General features: G+C 65.4%; 16 protein-coding genes and 1 pseudogene. 14 read left to right on the forward strand and 3 right to left on the reverse strand.

Translation table 11 applies throughout. From position 1 onward, the window contains the following. Positions 1–2 precede the first annotated feature (2 nt). The 6 genes from bcsZ (at position 3) to ABFA30_RS01205 (ending at position 8,573) form a co-directional block, all read left to right on the forward strand. Positions 3–1,115 carry a cellulose synthase complex periplasmic endoglucanase BcsZ gene (bcsZ, locus tag ABFA30_RS01180; protein ID WP_410045083.1) on the forward strand — a complete coding sequence of 371 codons (1,113 nt, stop codon included), beginning with the start codon at positions 3–5 and terminating at the stop codon, positions 1,113–1,115. Next, positions 1,103–4,612 (forward strand): cellulose synthase complex outer membrane protein BcsC, encoded by a 3,510-nt coding sequence (gene bcsC, locus ABFA30_RS01185; protein WP_410045084.1) that lies wholly within the window; start codon positions 1,103–1,105, stop codon positions 4,610–4,612. The genes bcsZ and bcsC overlap by 13 nt, the downstream gene beginning before the upstream one ends. Before the next feature lie 274 nt (positions 4,613–4,886). Beyond that, positions 4,887–5,786, forward strand: coding sequence for a TauD/TfdA dioxygenase family protein (locus ABFA30_RS01190; RefSeq protein ID WP_225787692.1), 900 nt, complete (start codon positions 4,887–4,889; stop codon positions 5,784–5,786). A gap of 19 nt (positions 5,787–5,805) precedes the next feature. After that, a complete protein-coding gene (locus ABFA30_RS01195; protein ID WP_253091482.1) occupies positions 5,806–6,825 on the forward strand; it encodes an ABC transporter substrate-binding protein in 1,020 nt (339 codons plus the stop codon). A 6-nt stretch (positions 6,826–6,831) separates the two neighbouring features. Beyond that, complete coding sequence (locus ABFA30_RS01200) at positions 6,832–7,695, forward strand: ABC transporter ATP-binding protein (protein ID WP_225787690.1); 864 nt, start codon at positions 6,832–6,834, stop codon at positions 7,693–7,695. A 14-nt stretch (positions 7,696–7,709) separates the two neighbouring features. Further along, a complete protein-coding gene (locus ABFA30_RS01205) occupies positions 7,710–8,573 on the forward strand; it encodes an ABC transporter permease (protein WP_225787689.1) in 864 nt (287 codons plus the stop codon). 46 nt (positions 8,574–8,619) lie between these two features. Here the strand turns inward: ABFA30_RS01205 and ABFA30_RS01210 are convergent, their stop codons facing one another. Then, positions 8,620–9,177, reverse strand: a complete 558-nt coding sequence (locus ABFA30_RS01210; protein WP_225787688.1) for a WYL domain-containing protein — start codon at positions 9,175–9,177, stop codon at positions 8,620–8,622. A 207-nt stretch (positions 9,178–9,384) separates the two neighbouring features. On the opposite strand from ABFA30_RS01210, the gene ABFA30_RS01215 reads away from it, so the two are divergent. From ABFA30_RS01215 to ABFA30_RS01240, 6 genes are all read left to right on the forward strand, one after another. Beyond that, positions 9,385–10,194 (forward strand): tetratricopeptide repeat protein, encoded by an 810-nt coding sequence (locus ABFA30_RS01215; RefSeq protein ID WP_225787687.1) that lies wholly within the window; start codon positions 9,385–9,387, stop codon positions 10,192–10,194. Between the two features lie 145 nt (positions 10,195–10,339). Further along, complete coding sequence (locus ABFA30_RS01220; RefSeq protein WP_225787686.1) at positions 10,340–10,792, forward strand: MarR family winged helix-turn-helix transcriptional regulator; 453 nt, start codon at positions 10,340–10,342, stop codon at positions 10,790–10,792. Then, a complete protein-coding gene (locus ABFA30_RS01225; RefSeq protein WP_225787685.1) occupies positions 10,789–12,876 on the forward strand; it encodes an FUSC family protein in 2,088 nt (695 codons plus the stop codon). Before ABFA30_RS01220 ends, ABFA30_RS01225 begins: the two co-directional genes overlap by 4 nt. Next, positions 12,873–13,085 carry a DUF1656 domain-containing protein gene (locus ABFA30_RS01230; RefSeq protein ID WP_225787684.1) on the forward strand — a complete coding sequence of 71 codons (213 nt, stop codon included), beginning with the start codon at positions 12,873–12,875 and terminating at the stop codon, positions 13,083–13,085. Before ABFA30_RS01225 ends, ABFA30_RS01230 begins: the two co-directional genes overlap by 4 nt. Beyond that, positions 13,082–13,957: an HlyD family secretion protein gene (locus ABFA30_RS01235; protein ID WP_225787683.1), complete on the forward strand. Its 876-nt coding sequence runs from the start codon at positions 13,082–13,084 to the stop codon at positions 13,955–13,957. The genes ABFA30_RS01230 and ABFA30_RS01235 overlap by 4 nt, the downstream gene beginning before the upstream one ends. Beyond that, the gene (locus ABFA30_RS01240; protein ID WP_410045085.1) at positions 13,954–15,372 is read left to right on the forward strand and encodes an efflux transporter outer membrane subunit; all 1,419 of its coding nucleotides are present in this window, start codon (positions 13,954–13,956) and stop codon (positions 15,370–15,372) included. The genes ABFA30_RS01235 and ABFA30_RS01240 overlap by 4 nt, the downstream gene beginning before the upstream one ends. A 71-nt stretch (positions 15,373–15,443) precedes the next feature. On the opposite strand, the pseudogene ABFA30_RS01245 reads toward ABFA30_RS01240, so the two are convergent. Next, positions 15,444–15,647, reverse strand: a pseudogene (locus ABFA30_RS01245) (cell filamentation protein Fic); the annotation flags it as partial. Positions 15,648–16,175: 528 nt separating this feature from the next. On the opposite strand from ABFA30_RS01245, the gene ABFA30_RS01250 reads away from it, so the two are divergent. Continuing rightward, a complete protein-coding gene (locus ABFA30_RS01250) occupies positions 16,176–16,427 on the forward strand; it encodes a DUF3077 domain-containing protein (protein ID WP_368816216.1) in 252 nt (83 codons plus the stop codon). An 85-nt stretch (positions 16,428–16,512) separates the two neighbouring features. On the opposite strand, the gene ABFA30_RS01255 is transcribed toward ABFA30_RS01250, so the two are convergent. Continuing rightward, a complete protein-coding gene (locus tag ABFA30_RS01255; protein WP_410045086.1) occupies positions 16,513–17,493 on the reverse strand; it encodes an RHS repeat-associated core domain-containing protein in 981 nt (326 codons plus the stop codon). 244 nt (positions 17,494–17,737) lie between these two features. Between ABFA30_RS01255 and ABFA30_RS01260 the strand changes: the two genes are divergently transcribed. Beyond that, complete coding sequence (locus ABFA30_RS01260; protein WP_225787680.1) at positions 17,738–18,193, forward strand: REP-associated tyrosine transposase; 456 nt, start codon at positions 17,738–17,740, stop codon at positions 18,191–18,193. Positions 18,194–18,246 lie beyond the last annotated feature (53 nt).

Here is an 18,246-nt window from a genome sequence, read left to right on the forward strand (position 1 = left end):
ACATGCGGCGGCTTGTGCTACTGCTTTTGGCGCTTGCCCTGCCCACGGTCGCCGGTGCAGCGCCAACCTGCGCATGGCCGGCCTGGGAGCGCTTCAAGACGGCGCTGGTGAGCGGGGACGGGCGGGTCATCGCCCCCAGTGACGCGCGCCTGATCACCACCTCGGAAGGGCAGAGCTACGGCCTGTTCTTCGCCCTGGTGAACAATGATCGGGCGACCTTCGCGCAGTTGCTGCGCTGGACCACCAACAACCTGGCCCAGGGTGACCTGGCCCGTCATCTGCCGGCCTGGTTGTGGGGACGCGACGCCCAGGGGCAATGGCAGGTGCTCGACGCCAACAATGCCAGCGATGCCGACCTGTGGATCGCCTACAGCCTGCTCGAAGCCGGCCGACTGTGGCAGGCGCCCGGCTATACCCAGCTCGGCCAGCACCTGCTCTGGCGCATCGCCGCCCAGACACTGCGCAAGCTGCCCGGCCTGGGGGTGATGCTGCTGCCGGCCGACCATGGCTTCGAGGATGCACAGGGCTGGCGCCTGAACCTGAGCTACCTGCCCCTGCAACTGCTCGACCGATTCGCCCAGGTCGACCCGCTGTGGGGCGAGCTCGCCGGCAATACCCGCCGCCTGCTGCGCGAGGCCTCTGCGAAAGGGTTTGCGCCGGACTGGTTGCTGTGGACCGCTGCCGGCACCATCGCGCCGGACCCGCAGCACGGCAATACCGGTGCCTATGACGCCATCCGCGTCTACCTGTGGCTCGGCATGCTCGCCAAGGATGCTGCGCAACGTGTCGAACTGCAGCACCACTTCGCGCCGATGGTCGCGCTGACGGTGCGAAACGGTCAGCCACCGGAAACCGTGGATGTGCGCAGTGGCCAGGCGAGCGGTGCCGGGCCGGGAGGCTTCTCGGCCGCGCTGCTGCCCTTGCTGGCCGTGGCGCCTGACGCCGGCCCAGGCCTGAGGGCCCAACGGCTGCGTCTGCAAGAGCAGGCGATCGAGCCCCGTGCCTACTACAACCAGGTGCTGGCGCTGTTCGGCCAGGGCTGGGATGAGGCGCGTTATCGCTTCGACAAAGCGGGGCGGCTGCTGCCGGCCTGGAGTGCGTCATGTACCGATTGATTGGCATCGTGTTGCTGGCAGGGCTTTCCAGCCAGGTCGCGGCGCAACCGAGCGACCGCAACGAGCAGCGTCAATGGCTGCTCGAGCAGATCCGCATGGGCGAGGCGTTGCACCGCGATGACTTGGTGCGCGATGCCTTGGGTCGCTTGCGTCTGCTTGAACCGGGCGATGCCGAGGTGTTGCTGGCGTCGTTGCGCCTGGCTCTGCGCGAGCGCGACGAGGCACAGGCCAGCCAGTTGCTGGCGCGTATCAGCCAGGTGGCGCCTGGCAGTGTGCAGGAACGCAATGCCAGGCGTCTGCTCGAGCTGCAGCAGCCTGAAGGCAACCGGCGCCTGCAGCAGGCTCGCCTGATGGCGATCACTGGCCGCAATGCGGAGGCGGCCGCTTTGTACGAGCAATTGTTCGCCGGTGATCCGCCGAGCCTGGACCTGGCGCTGGACTACTGGCGCGTGCGCAGCAACGTGCCCGGCCAGCGCCTGGAAGCGATCGACCGGCTGCAGGCGCTGGATCGCCAGTACCCAGGCAATGCCGCGTTGCGTCAGACGCTGGTGGGGCTGTTGTTCGCCGAGAACCGCGATACCGAGGCCCTGGCCGTGCTGGAGCAATTGTCCCGCGACCCAGGTGCACGCGATGCGGCTGCCCAGCGGGAGTTCGACTACCTGTCCGAGCAATCGGTGAGCCGTGACAGCGTTGCCGCCTGGCAAGCGTTCGTCCAGCGCTACCCGGCCTCACCGCTGCTGCCCAAGGCCGGTGAAGTACTGGCACAGCAGCGCCGCCTGGTCGCCGATCCCGCCTGGCAGGCGGGCCAGCATGGCCTGCGCCTGCTCGAGCAGGGACGCTACATCGAGGCCGAGGCCCAGTTGCGCCGGGCCCTGCGCCAGTATCCTGGCGATGCCAGGCTGCACGGCGCCTTGGGTTCGACGTTGATGGGGCAGCGCCGCTATGAGGACGCCAATGCTGCCTTCCGGCTGGCCGCCAGCAAGGAGCAGGACACCCACTGGATGAGCAAATGGAACGACCTGGAAGCGTCCAGTCGCTACTGGGGCCAGCTCAAGAAGGCCGACCTGGCCCTGGAGCAGGGCAATGTCCCGCTTGCCCGGTCGCTCTACCAGCAGGCGCGCAAGCAGCGCCCTGGGGATGAGTTCGCCGTGCTCGGCCTGGCCGATGTCGCCGTGGCCGAAGGCGACCAGGCCACGGCCGAACGCCTGTTCCTCCAGGCGCGGCGCCTGGCACCGGACAACGAGAGCGCCGTGCGTGGCCTGTTGCGGATCTACCAGGCGCAATCGCCGGACAAGGCCCGAGCCTACCTGGACGGGCTGCCGCCCCGGCAACAGGCAGCGTTCGCCGACCTGCGCCGTGGTCTGGAACTGGAGCGGTTGCGTGGCGAGGGTGACGCTGCCATGCAGCGGCAGGACTGGCTCGCGGCGAGCCAGGCCTTGGACCGGGCCGTCGAGCTCGCGCCCGATGAGCCGTGGCTGGTTTATTCGCTGGCCGGCAGCCTGCATCAACAGGGGCGCCTGAGCGAGGCCGATGCCGCATTCGCCAGGCTGCTGCGGCGTCACCCGGCTGCCCCGGCGGCCCGTTATGCCCATGGCCTGTTCCTGGAATCCACTGATCGCGATGCGCTGGCATTGGACAGCCTGGCTCGCGTACCGAAGGGCGCCTGGAGCGACGACATGCGCACGTTGGATCAGCGCGTGCGTCGCCGCGTGACCCTGGCCAAGGCCCGGCAGCTGCGCGACCAGGGGCGCGAAGCCGAGGCTACGGCACTGCTGGAGGCCAGCCTGGCCGGCGGCGAGGGCGACCCCGATGACCTGCTGACGTTGGCCGACTGGGCCATGACCCGCGGTGACCACAAGGCTACCCAGGCGTATTACGCGCGCGTGCTGGCGCGTCAGCCGGAGCAGCCCGAGGCGCGTCTTGGCCTGATCGAAAGCTGGATCGCCGAAGGCGACCTGCCGCGAGCTCGCCAGGCGCTTGAGCGACACCCGGTGCACTTCCCTGCTGGGCAGAATGACGCCCAGCGCCGCCTGGCCAATGCCTGGCTGGCGGTCGGCGAGCGAGACAAAGCCGCGACGCTGCTCGACCGGCTGCTGGCCGAGCAGACGCAACCTGACCCGCTGCTGCGCCGCGATGCCGCGCGCCTGGCGAGCGCGCAGGCGCCACAGCGGGCACTGGACGTGTACGCCGCGGCGATGGCCGATGCCGACCTGCTGGACCGCCACGCGGTGGCACCGCGTGACGACCGTGCCTTGACCTTCGCCAGCCGGGCGCGTGATGAGGACGACTGGCTGGCGCGCAGCCTGCGCAGCGATGTCGACGAACTGTATCGACGGCACAACCCCAGCATCACCCTGATGCACGACTATGGCTGGCGCAATGACAGCGGTACCGCCGGGATTTCCAGGCTGGCCACCCAATCCACCCTGCTGCATGCCGACGCACCTTGGCAGGACGGCAAGGCGTTCGTCCGGCTCGAGCGGATCGGCCTGGATGCCGGGCGCTTCGACCTGGATGACGATGGCCTGCATCGCGAGGCCTTCGGCACTTGTCAGGTCTCGGGCGAACAGCTCGAGTCGGGGTGTGTCGGCGGTAGGCAACGCGCCAATGGCCGGATCATGGCGCTGGGCTGGGAAGGTGAGCGCTGGGCCGCCGACCTGGGCACCACCGATGGCTTCGAAGTCGACAACTGGCTCGGCGGCGCTACGGTCAATGGTGACCTGGGGCAATACGGCTGGTCGCTGACCGCCTCGCGGCGGCCGATGAGCAACTCGCTGCTGTCCTTTGGCGGCGCCAAGGACCCGCGTACCGGCATACGCTGGGGGGGTGTCACTGCCAACGGCGCCACGCTTGGCCTGAGCTGGGATCAGGGTGGTGATGATGGCGTCTGGGCCAGCCTCGGCCATCACTGGCTGCGTGGCGAGAACGTTGCCGATAACCAGCGGACCCGGGCCATGGCGGGTTATTACTACCGCCTGGTGGAAAGGGCTGATGAGCGCATGCGCATCGGCCTTACCGTGATGCACTGGCGCCACGACAAGGACCTGGGCGACTACACCTTGGGCCAGGGTGGCTACTACAGCCCGGAGCGCTACAACTCCATCGGCATGCCGTTCAGCTATGCCTGGCGCAACTACGATTGGTCGGTGCTGCTGGAGAGTTCGGTCAGTTGGTCCCAGGCCAGGAGCGGCAGCCAGCCGCGTTACCCGAAAGGTTCGCTGAACGCCAAGGCGCTGGATCGCTATGACATCGCCACCTCGAACATCGGCGACGTCAGCGAGGGGAGTACCAGCAATGGCCTGGGCTACCACCTCAGGGGGTTGTTCGAGCGGCGCTTGAGCGACCACTGGGCGCTTGGTGGCGGCTTCGACTGGCGATACAGCGACGACTATGCGCCAAGCCACGCCATGCTCTACGTGCGCTACCTCTTCGACCCGTGGCGCGGCAACCTTCTGCTGCCGGTGCAGCCCCTGGAGCCTTACAGCGAGTGGCGGTGAGTGTAGTGGGGCTGCGAAGCAGCCCAGAATCTGCTGCATGACACCTGTTCTGCGAACACCGCTGAGCCCGATCGGCATCTTGAAAGGCCATGAAACCCGCCATATCAATATTCTTTAAAGATATTTAAATAATATTTCTTATGCTTTTATAGTTACTCCCACTGCGTACCTGCCGACCAATCGGCGCGCCGCACGACCTGAACCCACACGGGAAATCCCCGTGCGTTTCTAATCGTTGCGCGCCCTGAAGTCGCGCACTGCGTGGGAGTGAACAATGCCAGCCGCCTCGAACGCCTTGTCGTCCATCGACAGCGCCCAGCCGCAATCCTTTGAAATCCGCCCGTTCGCCGGTGCCGTCGGCGCCGAGATCGTCGGTCTCGACCTGGCCAGGCCGGTCAACACCGAGGATTTCAGCCGAATCCATCGCGCCCACCTCGACCACCACGTCCTGGTGTTTCGCGACCAGCGCATCACTCCAGAGCAGCAGATCGCCTTCAGCCGCCGTTTCGGCGAGCTGCAGATCCATGTGCTCAAGCAGTTCCTGCTCGAAGGGCACCCTGAGATCCTCATCGTTTCCAACATCATCGAAGACGGCCGCAACATCGGCCTGGGCGATGCCGGCAAGTTCTGGCACTCGGACCTCTCCTACAAGGAGCTCCCAAGCCTTGGTTCCATGCTGCACGCCCAGGAGCTGCCCAGCGAAGGCGGCGACACCCTCTTCGCCGACATGCACAAGGCCTGGGAGGCGGTGCCCGAAGCGCTGCGCCAGGTGGTCGAGGGGCGCAGCGCGGCACACTCCTACACCGCGCGTTACGCCGAGACCCGGTTCGAGGGTAACTGGCGACCGACCCTGACCGCCGAGCAGCTCGCCCAGGTCAAGGAAGTCATCCACCCCATCGTGCGCACCCACCCGGAAAACGGCCGCAAGGCGTTGTTCGTCAGTGAAGGCTTCACCACGCGCATCGTCGGCCTGCCGGAGGACGAAAGCCGCGATGTGCTGCAGCAGCTCTACGCCCTGAGCGTGCTCGAAGCGAACATCTACCGCCATCAGTGGCAGCCCCATGACCTGGTGTTCTGGGACAACCGCTCGCTGATCCACCTGGCCACCGGCTGCCCCGCACACCTGCGGCGCAAGCTGTACCGCACCACCATCCAGGGCGATGCCCCGTTCTGACCTCATCAGGAGAGTTCCCATGCGCAAATCCATCAGCCGCCTGGCGGCGAGCATCGGCCTGGGCGCCAGCCTGGTCGTCGGCAGCCTGGCCGCCCCCAGCGTGGCCCAGGCCGAAGGCAAGATCCGCATCGCCGAGCAGTTCGGCATCGTCTACCTGCTGCTCAACGTGGTCCGCGACCAGCAGTTGATCGAGAAACACGGCAAGGAGCAGGGTATCGACATCCAGGTCGACTGGGCCCAGCTCTCCGGCGGCGCGGCGATCAACGACGCGCTGCTGTCCGGCTCGGTGGACATCGCCGGTGCCGGCGTCGGGCCGCTGCTCACGGTCTGGGACCGCACCCGCGGCCGGCAGAACGTCAAGGCCGTGGCGTCGCTCGGCAACTTCCCGTACTACCTGGTCAGCAGCAACCCCAACGTCAAGACCATCGCCGATATCAGCGACAAGGACCGTATCGCCGTGCCTGCCGTGGGCGTGTCGGTGCAGTCGCGTTTCCTCCAGTACGCCGCCGCCCAGCAGTGGGGCGACAAGGAGTACGCGCGCCTGGACAAATACACCCTGGCCGTGCCGCACCCGGACGCCACCGCGGCCCTGCTGGCCGGCGGCACCGAGCTCAACGGGCACTTCTCCAACCCGCCGTTCCAGGACCAGGTCCTGGCCAACAAGGATGTGCATGTCGTGCTGAACAGCTACGACCTGCTCGGCCCCAACTCGCCGACCCTGTTATTCGCCACCGAGAAATTCCGCAAGGACAACCCCAAGACCTACAAGGCCTTCGTCGATGCCCTGGCCGAGGCAGCGGACTTCGCTCAGAAGGACAAGGCCGCCGCGGCCGACACCTACATCCGCATGACCCAGGCCAAGATCGACCGCGACGCGTTGATTCGCCTGATCGACAACCCTCAGTACGAGTTCACCGTCACGCCGAAGAACACCTACAAGCTGGCCGATTTCCTCTACCGGGTCGGCGCCATCAAGCACAAGCCCGAGTCGTGGAAGGACTACTTCTTCCAGGACGAACGCCCGCTGCAGGGGAGCTGATCGCCCATGACCGCCCCATTGCCAGGCCACACGGCCAGCAACCTGAGCCATGTCGCCACACCACCGCTGCTGCAGGTGGACAACCTCAGCCTGGAGTACCGCACGGCGCAGCGCGTGGTGCGGGCCACCCACCAGGTCAGCTTCGAAGTCGACCGTGCCGACCGTTTCGTCCTGCTGGGGCCTTCCGGTTGCGGCAAGTCCACCTTGCTCAAGGCCGTGGCCGGCTTCATCGAACCGCGGGAGGGCCAGGTCCTGCTGCAGGGCCAGCCGGTGCGTGGCCCCGGTCCTGACCGCATCGTGGTGTTCCAGGAGTTCGACCAGTTGCCGCCCTGGAAGACGGTGAAACAGAACGTCATGTTCCCCCTGCTGGTGTCCGGGCAACTCAAGCGCGTCGAGGCCGAGGCGCGGGCCCTGCACTACTTGGAGAAGGTCGGCCTGGCGGCGTTCGCCGATGCCTACCCGCATACCCTGTCCGGCGGCATGAAGGCGCGGGTGGCGATCGCCCGGGCCCTGGCCACCCAGCCGAAGATCCTGCTCATGGACGAGCCGTTCGCCGCGCTCGACGCCCTGACCCGACGCAAGATGCAGGAAGAGCTGTTACTGCTCTGGGAGGAGGTGCGTTTCACCCTGCTGTTCGTCACCCATTCCATCGAGGAAGCGCTGGTGGTGGGCAACCGCATCCTGCTGCTCTCGCCCCATCCCGGGCGGGTGCGGGCCGAGGTGCACAGCCACCAGTACGACCTGGGCAGCCTCGGTGGCGTCGACTTCCAGGCCAGCGCCCGGCGCATCCACCGCCTGTTGTTCGACGAGGCCAGCGAGCCTGAACAGGCGGGCGAGCTGGGTTTCAACGATATTCGCATCGCCTACTGACAGGAGCCTCAGCCATGACGACCACACCTGCACGGCAGGAATACGAGGTGCAACTGGCGCCGCTGCCAGGGGTAGCGCTCGAGCGCGAACTGCCCATCGTCCAGCGTTTGTGGCAGCAGGGCTGGCTGCGCAAGGCAGTGATCCTGGTGCTGCTGGCCGCTCTCTGGGAGGCAGCCGCCCACTACACCGGCAACGACTTGCTGCTGCCCAGCTTCCTGCAGACCGCCACGGCACTGTGGGATGGCCTGCTCAGTGGCGAATTGCTGGCCAAGGTCGGGGTTTCGCTGGTGGTGCTGCTCAAGGGCTATGTGTTGGGCATTGTCCTGGCCTTCGGCCTGACCAGCCTGGCGGTGTCGACCCAGCTTGGCCGCGACCTGCTGGGCACCCTGACGTCGATGTTCAACCCGCTGCCGGCGATCGCGCTGTTGCCGCTGGCCTTGCTGTGGTTCGGCCTGGGCGACAACAGCCTGATCTTCGTGCTGGTGCACTCGGTGCTCTGGGCCCTGGCGCTGAACACCTATGCGGGGTTCCTGGGGGTTTCCGAGACGCTGCGCATGGCCGGGCGCAACTATGGCCTGCGCGGCCTGCGGCTGGTGCTGCACATCCTGGTGCCGGCGGCGCTGCCGTCGATCCTCTCGGGGCTGAAGATCGGCTGGGCCTTCGCCTGGCGCACGCTGATCGCCGCCGAGCTGGTGTTCGGCGCCAGCAGCGGCAAGGGCGGGCTGGGCTGGTACATCTTCCAGAACCGCAACGAGTTGTACACCGACAAGGTGTTTGCCGGGCTGGCGGTGGTGATTCTCATCGGGCTGCTGGTGGAGGGGCTGGTGTTCAATACCCTGGAGCGGTTGACCGTGAGGCGTTGGGGGATGCAGCGGTAGCTGCCAGGTGGGGCCGCTTCGCGGCCCATCGCCGGCAAGGCAGCCCCTAGTCCCGATACAACGCCGCCGCCTTGGCCAACGTCCTGGCAATCTCCTCGCGCAACTCCCGCGGCTGCTCCACCACCAAGCCATCCCCCTGGCTCAGCAACCACCAGCGCAGCGGCCAGCCATCGCTGACCGTAGCCCGCAACCGGTGCCCCTGTTCCTGCGCGGTGAGCTGCATGTCGGCGGTCAGCGGCGCCTCCCGCAGTTGGCGTGCCAGGGCGTCGCTGATCCAGGCCTGCAGCTCCAGGCCTTCACCCTGGGGCGGCTGCAGTGTGTCGCTGCGCAGATACCCCTGCAGGTCGAAATTGCCCCGCAATTCGCCCACGGCACTGGCCGACCAGTGCCAGCCGAATGGAATGCTCTTGTCATTGCGCTCCAACGGGAAAATCAGCGACAGCTCATTGAGGTCGCGCTCGACCGTGCGCTTGCTGACGTTGAAGCCTACATCGCGCAGGCGCCATACCAGTTCGGCGCTGGTGATGCCTGGAGAGCGGCTGGGCAGTTGGCGCAACAGCGCCCACTGACGGCTGAGGGTGGCTCGAGTGGTGGCGAACGGCAAAAGGTAACGTCCTTGTCTAGGCTTGCCGCAATAGCATGGCGGCAATGATAGGGGCATGGCAATTAGCCATGCCGTGCTCAGATCAAGGAAGACGCAATTGGTTGCCCTGGATCGAATCGTTCGCGACAGGTTTTGTCGTGGCGTCGCGCAGAATCTCGCCTCATCAGGGTCGCAGCCGGGGCTGTGGGTCGTTCAATGAGGATGAACATGTCTGCTGCCAGCAACATCCACCCGCTGCTTGCTCGCCTGCTGCCCGAGCGGATCGCTTCGGCGCCAGCCTGTGCCGCTCGCCAGAGGTATTTCGCCAGCATCGGCCTGCCCAGCCAACAGGCATTGCCGGGCGAGCGCTTCAGCCTGGTCGATCGCCTGGATGAGGCTGTCGACCTGCAGGCGGTGTACGCCGACCTGCGTGGCCAGGCCCTGGAGGGCAGCGTGGCGGCGCTCAACGACCTCGGCTGGATCTGGCTCAACGGCAAGTATTGGCGCGCCGACCCGGTGCTGGCCGGGCACCTGCTGCGCATGGCCGCCCTGCAAGGCAGTGCCACGGCTTGGTTCAACCTGGGCCAGCAGCACTATTTCGGCAAGGGTATGGAAATCTCCTATACCCAGGCTGCCGAATGCTATCGCCAGGCGTTCGAGCGGGGTATGTCGCATGCCGCGGCGGCGCTGGGCGATCTCTACGAGGAGGAGGTCTGCGACGCGGCGCTGGGCTGGCAGGTCGACTCGCGGGCGGCTTACCAGTGGTTCCTGCGAGGAGCCCAGCACGGCGAGGCGCGCTGCCGCTTCGAGGTGGGCTATCGGCTGTTGCATGGGCTTTACGTGCAGGCTGATATCAAGGCCGCGTTGTACTGGCTCGAACTGGCCGCCGCCGCCGGGGTGATGCAGGCGGCCGAGGAGCTGGCGGTGCATTTCAGCAGCCGTGATGGTGCGCGTTATCTGGCCTGGCGTGACCAGGCGATCCAGATGGGCAGCAGCCTGGCGTTGACCATGAAGCTGGAAGACCAGATCCAGCCCTGAATAACCAGACCACCACGCAGAGGCCAGCACACCCCTTGGATGAACAACCTTTCATCCAATCTCTGCGTCACCTCCTGTTGACGACAGGGGGAGGGCAAGGCGTATATTGATAGTTAGCAAACTATGAATATCCTCGGTTCCTCACATGACGCTTGATGCACTGCACCTGAAAGTCAGCAGCGGCATGGTCGTGGCCGCTCGTCATTGGCGGCGCATCTGCCATGCGGCCTTGACCAGCTACGGTATCTCCGAGGCCTGCGCCGTGCCGTTGCTGATGATCGTGCGCCTGGGCGATGGTGTGCACCAGGTGGCGGTGGCCCAGGCCGCCGGCCTGGAGAGCCCATCGCTGGTGCGCCTGCTCGACCAGCTGTGCAAGGCCGGCCTGGTCTGCCGCAGCGAGGACCCGCTGGACCGCCGCGCCAAGGCCCTGAGCCTGACCGCCCAGGGTCGAACCCTGGCCGAGTCCATCGAAGGCGAGCTGGTACGCCTGCGCCGCGAAGTGCTGCACGGCATCGACCAGGCCGATCTGGAGGCCACCCTGCGGGTGATCCGCGCCTTCGAGGACGCTGGCCTCGGGACCTCAGGCGGGGTCGCATGAACGGTTTCTTCAGCTCGGTACCACCGGCCCGCGACTGGTTCTACGGCGTGCGTACCTTCGCCGCCTCCATGATCGCCCTGTACATCGCCCTGCTCATGCAGTTGCCTCGTCCGTACTGGGCCATGGCCACCGTGTACATCGTCTCCAGCCCCTTCGTCGGCCCGACCAGCTCCAAGGCCCTGTACCGCGCCCTGGGCACCCTGCTTGGCGCGGGTGGGGCCGTCCTGCTGGTGCCGCCCTTGGTACAGTCGCCCTTGCTGCTGTCCATCGCCATCGCCCTGTGGACCGGTACCTTGCTGTTCCTCTCGCTGAACCTGCGCACGGCCAACAACTATGTGCTGATGCTGGCCGGCTACACCCTGCCGATGATCGCCCTGGCGGTGGTCGACAACCCGCTGGCGGTGTTCGACGTGGCGTCCTCGCGCGCCCAGGAGATCTGCCTGGGCATCGTCTGCGCAGCGGTGGTCGGGGCGATCTTCTGGCCGCGTCGCCTGGCGCCGGTGGTGGTGGGCTCGACCAGCAACTGGTTCAACGAGGCGATCCGCTACAGCGACACCTACCTGGCCCGCGAGGTCGCGGCCGACAAGGTCGGCGGCCTGCGTGCCTCGATGGTCGCCACCTTCAACAGCCTGGAAATGATGATCGGCCAGCTCGGCCATGAAGGCGCCGGCCCGCATACGCTGAAGAACGCCCGCGAGTTGCGCGGGCGGATGATCCACCTGCTGCCGGTGATCGATGCCCTGGACGACGCCCTGGTCGCCCTGGAAGGCCGCGCCCCGGCCCAGTTCGCCCAGTTGCAGCCTGTGCTGGCCGAGGCTCGCGCGTGGCTTGAAGGCACCGCCGAGGATGCCTCGGTGGCGCGCTGGACCACCTTGCGCGAGCGGATCGACCGCCTGCAGCCCAGCGCCGCCGCGCTGGACCAGCGCCCCGAGCTGCTGCTGTCCAACGCCCTCTACCGCCTCACCGAGTGGATCGACCTCTGGCAGGACTGCTGCACCCTTCAGCACGCCCTGCGCAAGGACGACGCCACGCCCTGGCGCGCGGTCTATCGCCATTGGCGCCTGGGCCGCCTGACGCCGTTCTTCGACCGTGGCCTGATGCTCTATTCGGTGTTCTCCACCGTCACCGCGATCGTCGTCGCCAGCGGCCTGTGGATCCTGCTCGGCTGGAACGATGGTGGCAGCGCGGTGATCCTAGCCGCCGTGGCCTGCAGCTTCTTCGCTGCCATGGACGACCCGGCGCCGCAGATCTACCGGTTCTTCTTCTGGACGCTGATGTCGGTGATCTTCTCCAGCGTCTACCTGTTCCTGGTGCTGCCCAACCTGCACGATTTCCCGATGTTGGTGCTGGCCTTCGCCGTGCCGTTCATCTGCGTCGGTACCCTGACCGTGCAGCCGCGTTTCTACCTCGGCACCTTGCTGACCATCGTCAACACCGCCACCTTCATCAGCATCCAGGGTGCCTACGACGCGGACTTCCTGACCTTCATCAACGCCAACATGGCTGGCCCGGTAGGCCTGCTGTTCGCCTTCATCTGGACCCTGCTGCTGCGCCCGTTCGGCGTGGAGCTGGCCGCCAAGCGCCTGACCCGTTTCAGCTGGCGCGACATCGTCGAGATGACCCAACCGGCGACCCTGGCCGAGCACCGTCAGGTCGGCGTGCAGATGCTCGACCGCCTGATGCAGCACCTGCCGCGCCTGTCGCAGACCGGCCAGGACAGTGGCGTGGCCCTGCGCGACCTGCGCGTGGGCCTGAACCTGCTCGACCTGCTGGCCTACCTGCCACGGGTCGGCCAGCAGGCCCGTGAGCGCCTGCAGACGGTGGTCGAGGAAGTCGGCGCGCATTACGCCGCCTGCCTGCGTGCCAATGAGCGTCTGCACGCGCCGGCGGCGCTGCTGCGCAACATGGAGCGTGCCCGCCAGGCCCTGGCCCTGGACGCGTTCCATGATCGTGGCGATGCCCGCGTTCACCTGCTGCATGCCCTGAGCGGCCTGCGCCTGGCCCTGTTGCCTGGGGTGGAGGTGATGCTCGAACCCGCTGACCAACCGCAACTGCCCCATGGCATCGATGGAGCGCCCCTGTGATCGGTGATCTGGATATCAGCGGGGTGTTCCTGCCTACGCTGCTGGTGATGATGGTGTTCACCTACCTGTTGTTCCTGGGCGTGCACGCCGTGCTGGTGCGCCTGCATTTCTACCGCCTGGTCTGGCACCGGGCGTTGTTCAACGTTGCTCTCTACGCCGTGCTGCTCGGTGCGGTGGATCACTTTTGCCGAAACCTGATGCTGACATGAAAAAACCTTGGTTGACCCTGGGCCGTGTGGTCCTGACATTGCTGGTGGTGACGTTCGCGGCCGTGCTGGTCTGGCAGATGGTCGTGTACTACCTGTTCGCGCCCTGGACCCGCGACGGCCACATCCGCGCCGACGTGATCCAGATCGCCCCGGATGTCTCCGGGCTGATCCAGAAGGTCGAAGTGCGCGACAACCAGATGATCAAGCGCGGCGACGTGCTGTTCACCATTGACCAGGACCGCTTCACCCTGGCCCTGCGCCAGGCCCAGGCGACCCTGGCCGAGCGCCAGGAGACCCTGGCCCAGGCCTCCCGCGAGGCCCGTCGTAACCGCAAGCTGGGCAACCTGGTGGCGGCCGAGCAGTTGGAAGAGAGCCAGTCCCGCGAGGCCCGTGCCCGCTCGGCGGTGAACGAGGCGCAAGTGGCGGTCGATACCGCCCAGCTCAACCTCGACCGCTCGGTGGTGCGCAGCCCCGTGGATGGTTACCTCAACGACCGCGCCCCACGTGCCCACGAGTTCGTCACCGCTGGCCGGCCGGTGCTGTCGGTGGTCGACAGCGCGTCCTATCACGTCGACGGCTACTTCGAGGAAACCAAGCTCAGCGGCATCCACATCGGCGATGCCGTGGACATCCGCGTGATGGGCGACAACACCCGCCTGCGCGGCCATGTGCAGAGCATGGCCGCCGGTATCGAGGACCGCGACCGCACCAGCGGCGCCAACCTGCTGCCCAACGTCAACCCGGCCTTCAGCTGGGTGCGCCTGGCCCAGCGCATCCCCGTGCGCATCGCCTTCGACGAGGTGCCCGAGGACTTTCGCATGATCGCCGGGCGTACCGCCACGGTGTCGATCATCGAGGGGCAGCACCCATGAAACGTCTGATGCTGGTGGGGCTGGCGCTGTCCCTCGGTGCCTGTGCGATGGTCGGCCCGGACTACGAGCTGCCGAAAGACGCAGCCGTACAGCGCAGCGACCTCAACGGCCCGCTGCGCCAGGATGCCGACAGCGTGGTTTCGGCGCCGGTGCCGGAGGACTGGTGGCAGCTGTACCAGGACCCGCGCCTGAACGAGCTGGTGCGCCAGGCCCTGGCCGCCAACACCGAGCTGCGCGTAGCCGCGGCCAACATCGCCAAGGCCCGTGCCCAGGTCGAGGTGGCCGAGTCCCAGGGGGGCTTCAGCGGCGGTGCCAAGGTGGCTGCCCAGCGCCTGCAGGAGTCTGGCGAAGCCTTCCTGTTGCCGGAGAAGGTACCGGTGGCCAATATCGGCGAAGCCATCCTCAGTGCCTCCTACCAGTTCGACCTGTGGGGCACCTTCAAGCGCGGCACCGAGGCGGCCCAGGCCAACGCCGATGCCGTGCAGGCCGCGGCCGACACCGCGCGCATCACCCTGGTGGCCGACGTGGTCAAGGCCTACACCCAGGTGTGCTCGGCCAACGAGGAGTACCACATCGCCCGCGAGTCCCTCGACCTGCAGGAGCAGAGCGTGCAACTGACCCAGCGCCTGCGCGATGCCGGCCGTGGCGACGAAACCCAGGTCACCCGCTCGCAGACCCAGTTCAAGTCGCTGCGTGCCGAGCTGCCGCGTTTCCAGGCCGAGCGCGAGGCGGGCCTGTATACCCTGGCCGCGCTGCTGGCCAAGCCAGTCGAGCAACTGCCGGCTGGTACTGCTGATTGCGCCGAGCTGCCACATATCGCCCAGTTGATCCCGATCGGCGACGGCGCCGCGTTGCTCAAGCGCCGCCCCGACGTGCGCCAGGCCGAACGCCAGCTGGCCGCTGCCACCGCGACCATCGGCGTGGCCACCGGCGCGCTGTACCCGAACATCAGCATCGGTGCCCAGGTCGGCACCATCGGTATCCTCGAGAACCTCGGCGAACCTTCGACCAACCGCTGGGGCTTCGGCCCGTTGGTGAGCTGGACCATCCCCACCAACGGCACCCGCGCCCGCATCCGCGAAGCCGAGGCCTCCACGCAGGCCGCCCTGGCGCATTTCGATGGGGTGGTGCTCAACGCCATCCGCGAGACCCAGACCCGCCTGGCGCAGTACAGCGCACTGCTGGAGCGGCGCGATGCCCTGGCCGAGGCCGAACGCTCGGCGAAGGAGGCGGCCGACCAAACCCATCGCTATTACCAGGCCGGGCGCGAGTCGTTCCTGGCGGACTTGCAGGCGACCCGGACCTATACCGACATGCGTGCGCAGTTGGCGGCGGCGAATAGCCAGGTGGCCATGGGGCAGATCGGGGTGTTCCTGGCGCTGGGTGGGGGGTGGAAGGAGGCTGCCCAGCCTTAGGCCTATCGACCAGCAAACCGGCCACAGCTAGCACTGCGTCAGTGTGGATGATCCTCCTCGCGGAGCTGGCGTCAGGTTTGCTCCTGATCGGTGTCGGCCCGTTGTACCGCGAGCATGCGCTGGGCCTGCTGTTCGATGAAATCGAACACTTCCGCTGGCACCGAGTACCGGTACTGCTTGCGTCGGTGTTTCGAGACGATGCCGTCGTTGGTCAGGCACATCATCACCAGGTTCGCCAGATCGCTTCCCCTGACATCGTATCGCTCATCCACCGCTGGCCCAGATTTTCCTCACTCTACAAGGAAAATTCTCATTTTTAGGCTTTTCACGCATTTTTTTCTCACGTCGGGTAAGGGTTTTCCGAACCTGAAACCAAAGGGTTCGGTTTCCGAGCGCTTGGGAAGTATCCTACGCATCTTGCGGAAGCTTCTGTGTTGTCGGGGAAATGCCTCACGGATAACGTCGTCGGGTCGCCTTCGGGCGATCGGGCGTGAGACACCCGAGACAATATGCGCCGCTCTATGGCAGCCGCGCGTGGGCAGGCTTCGGCCTGGCCGGGTTTTCCTATTGTCCCGGGTCTCACCCCGCGCGTGGCTGCCACCCAATTCCGTGAGACGAGGAGGAAGGCAGTTCCTGATGGCCTCTCAATAGGAACTTCACGATGAAAAAGCTCGTTCCCGACCCACCCCATTTCAAGTCCCTCCTCCGAACCCACTTCTTCATCCATTCCGACCTGACCCTGCCCTACGCCCATGCCGGTGCGCAGAACCGAATGTGAGTCGATCACGTCAAGGAGTGATGAAATGAATAATGATCCGAAAGCCTGCACCACCGCAGGCGTCGAAACCTTTCTGGAGCTGTTCCGGGTACAGCCTGGCGTCCCTCTGGACCGGGCCCTCGATGAGCTGTCGATGCTCCTGGGCTGTATTCGTCACCTGACCACCGAGGCGGAGATGGAAGGCGATTTGCTGGCCGGCAGTGCGGCGCGGGTGCTCAGCAGTATGGCCAAGGCATTGATCAATGACGTGGAGTTGGGGATGAACCGCGCTCGGTAGCCGGGAATGCCGGTCAGGTAAGGCATCCTGCCGCCATGTGGGGCGCTTCGCGTCCCACTTCCACAGGATCCTCCGTCAAACCGCATCAACGTCTGAGTCGACTTTTCTCTCTGTCGAACATGCGATTTACCCTGTTGCGGATCTCGAATTGGTATCGCCGAATATCTGCAACCTGTTGGCTCCAAGGTAATTGACCAATCTCATGCAGGAGCAGGATGTCGTCTCCAAGATCACGGATCCTTATCTGGTTATTCCGCCACTCTTGATAGCGGTAGGTGTCGGTGGGGTACTCAGCCCACTTGGCATGAAAGGCCCAGCCATCATATGTGTCTCGCCATGTTCTCTCCTGTAATGGAGGGAGCGAGATGTATTTCCAGCGTTGTTCAACCTGACCATCATCCCTGATGAACAGTGGCTCGGTGTATGTCCAGCTGTTTGAGCGTTGTCTGGTTGGAGAGGTGTCAGTCCGGGCGGGGGCTGAGGTGATTGCAGGCGCCGAGTTCCGTTTCGTATGCGTGATAGGTGGAGGAAGGGTGTCGAGCGTTTTCGAGATTTTCGGCTGAAACCGGGTCCTTCGGTAGTTCATGTCGTATTTCCAGCACAAAGCCGAGCTGAGGGGGATATGGCCCGAAGGATCACCGTTGTTTACTGGATTTCCCAAGCAATAGGCGTAGCTGTTTATGCCGCCCCTGAAGAAGGGGCTCCAACTGTCGGGTGAACGAAATCGCATCAGGCTCGGGCTGTAGGCTCGATAGCCATTGCCGAGCAAGTAGCCGTCGGCCAGCCTGTCCCGGCGTTCTCCGTTAAAACCTGGCAAAAGACGGTTTGTCAGGGGGCTGTAGCCATAGGGGCTGTAGCTCAGGTCATGGGTGTTGTGAGTCTGAACGCTCAGTATCGAGCCCGATAAGTCTGTCGCAAAAAGGGTAGCAAGGCCTTCGCCTGGCTGCTGTTGTGCATGGACTCTGTTCTGATGGCGCAAGAGGATGTGGCTTTCACTGCCGATGAGCTCAAGGTACAGGTGGTTGTTCTGGTAGAAGAGCAATCTCCGTCCTTTGTTTTTTTTCATGATGAAAGTCTTTAGAAGGTGACTGAGCAGCGATGAGCATGCTGGCATCGGTGGACGTTGCCAACTGGTAGAAATGTCAGGTAGGGACAAATATTCAAGAGCGCTGAACCTCTGGAGGCTGGCTCGCCAGCGATCAAGAGCGAAGCCCTTGTGGGAATCAAATGACACACGAGGTGCCAATTCATCCCTGTCCGAACGAAGCCGCAGCCACTAGCCTGGCCTGCAAAAAGCAGGAGCTGGGCACATGGATCGTCCCCATTCCAATCAGTTGAGACTCGGCCGATTCTCCGAACCGGGCAGGTTGTACCTGCTGACCAGCACGACGCTATACAGAGCCCCGGTACTGGGAAATCTGCAGGTGGCTCGTCTGCTTATCACTCAGCTGCGCAAGGCGCATGAAGAAGGAGACGCCCGATCCCTGGCCTGGGTGGTAATGCCTGACCATTTCCACTGGCTGGTGGAGTTGGGTGCGGTGGATCTGAAGACCCTGATGCGACGGGTGAAGTCACGCAGTACCCAGGCAATCAATGCGCTTCAAGGGCGAAGCGGACGATTCTGGCAGCAGGGATTTCATGATCGGGCTTTGCGTCGGGAAGAGGATGTGCAGGCTGTGGCGCGCTATATCGTCATGAATCCGAAGCGGGCCGGCCTGGTTGAGAGGATTGGGGATTATCCGCACTGGGATGCTGTCTGGCTTTGATCGGTACCGTGCCCCTCTTGCGAGTGGCTCGGTATCGCAGGGGCCGCTTCGCG

It is taken from the genome of Pseudomonas sp. HLMP, assembly GCF_046365545.1.
GTDB classification, from domain to species: domain Bacteria; phylum Pseudomonadota; class Gammaproteobacteria; order Pseudomonadales; family Pseudomonadaceae; genus Aquipseudomonas; species Aquipseudomonas guariconensis_B.

Coding starts and splice junctions, on each gene's coding strand:
- bcsZ (WP_410045083.1), top strand. CDS start 3: ATGCGGCGGCTTGTGCTACTGCTTTTGGCGCTTGCCCTGCCCACGGTC.
- bcsC (WP_410045084.1), top strand. CDS start 1,103: ATGTACCGATTGATTGGCATCGTGTTGCTGGCAGGGCTTTCCAGCCAG.
- ABFA30_RS01190 (WP_225787692.1), top strand. CDS start 4,887: ATGCCAGCCGCCTCGAACGCCTTGTCGTCCATCGACAGCGCCCAGCCG.
- ABFA30_RS01195 (WP_253091482.1), top strand. CDS start 5,806: ATGCGCAAATCCATCAGCCGCCTGGCGGCGAGCATCGGCCTGGGCGCC.
- ABFA30_RS01200 (WP_225787690.1), top strand. CDS start 6,832: ATGACCGCCCCATTGCCAGGCCACACGGCCAGCAACCTGAGCCATGTC.
- ABFA30_RS01205 (WP_225787689.1), top strand. CDS start 7,710: ATGACGACCACACCTGCACGGCAGGAATACGAGGTGCAACTGGCGCCG.
- ABFA30_RS01215 (WP_225787687.1), top strand. CDS start 9,385: ATGTCTGCTGCCAGCAACATCCACCCGCTGCTTGCTCGCCTGCTGCCC.
- ABFA30_RS01220 (WP_225787686.1), top strand. CDS start 10,340: ATGACGCTTGATGCACTGCACCTGAAAGTCAGCAGCGGCATGGTCGTG.
- ABFA30_RS01225 (WP_225787685.1), top strand. CDS start 10,789: ATGAACGGTTTCTTCAGCTCGGTACCACCGGCCCGCGACTGGTTCTAC.
- ABFA30_RS01235 (WP_225787683.1), top strand. CDS start 13,082: ATGAAAAAACCTTGGTTGACCCTGGGCCGTGTGGTCCTGACATTGCTG.
- ABFA30_RS01240 (WP_410045085.1), top strand. CDS start 13,954: ATGAAACGTCTGATGCTGGTGGGGCTGGCGCTGTCCCTCGGTGCCTGT.
- ABFA30_RS01250 (WP_368816216.1), top strand. CDS start 16,176: ATGAATAATGATCCGAAAGCCTGCACCACCGCAGGCGTCGAAACCTTT.
- ABFA30_RS01255 (WP_410045086.1), bottom strand. CDS start 17,493: ATGAAAAAAAACAAAGGACGGAGATTGCTCTTCTACCAGAACAACCAC.
- ABFA30_RS01260 (WP_225787680.1), top strand. CDS start 17,738: ATGGATCGTCCCCATTCCAATCAGTTGAGACTCGGCCGATTCTCCGAA.